1 protein-coding gene is annotated in these 853 nt (G+C 47.9%); it reads left to right on the top strand.

Going from position 1 to position 853, the window contains the following annotated elements:
* Positions 1-350: 350 nt before the first annotated feature.
* Positions 351-719, top strand: coding sequence for a hypothetical protein (locus tag C476_RS19570; protein ID WP_083857097.1), 369 nt, complete (start codon positions 351-353; stop codon positions 717-719).
* Positions 720-853: the final 134 nt, after the last annotated feature.

Genomic DNA, 853 nt, shown 5'->3' with positions numbered 1-853 from the left:
TGCCGAGAATCCCTGCTATAATCCCAAGTTGTTCCTTCTGTTGTTTAGTCATATTTGACCCTTTTCGGTGTGACTGCATAAATGTGCGGTGACTAACATCTGTTCAATATGCATGTGTAGTGACTGTATTGTTTCACGCTGAATAGGATCAACAGCGAACATCCTCGTAGGATCTTTCTCAGTCGTGAAAGCAGCTGTCTTGAATACTGTCAGCGAATGGCCATTATTAATATAAAANGTAGGATCTTTCTCAGTCGTGAAAGCAGCTGTCTTGAATACTGTCAGCGAATGGCCATTATTAATATAAAATCACGATAATGATCACCAACAATGGATGGGGAATGGCGATAATGAGACTTCGACGCTCAACAGACTTCTTGATCCTCGAGGCACTCGAGGAGACGGGACGCAACGTTGCATCGAATCTCGAGTCGTACACGGGGAAGAGTCGGCAGAACATCAATACTCGGCTACCGGTGCTTGCAGATTATGGTCTCGTACGCAAGATCGGACCCAAAGAACGGNACACGGGGAAGAGTCGGCAGAACATCAATACTCGGCTACCGGTGCTTGCAGATTATGGTCTCGTACGCAAGATCGGACCCAAAGAACGGTCTGGACTATACGAAATCACACCAAAGGGGCAAGCCGCACTCGCTCATAGAGACGAGTACAGGAGGGTAGGGGATTTCGAACAGTTGATCGAAGACGCGAAGTAACGACGACTAATTGAACTGCGACTGCTCCTCGAGACACATGATTGCTCTGAGCGATTAGCTTGCTCTCTCGCTCTCACCAGCTGTTAGCGTTCTGCGCCATAGACGATTTTCGAGGGAGCTTCGTAGCCACAGTC

It is taken from the genome of Natrinema limicola JCM 13563 (assembly GCF_000337475.1).
GTDB classification, from domain to species: Archaea; Halobacteriota; Halobacteria; order Halobacteriales; family Natrialbaceae; genus Natrinema; species Natrinema limicola.
The sequence above is the reverse complement of the archived record's forward strand: the minus strand, read 5'-3'. Positions and strand labels throughout refer to the sequence as shown.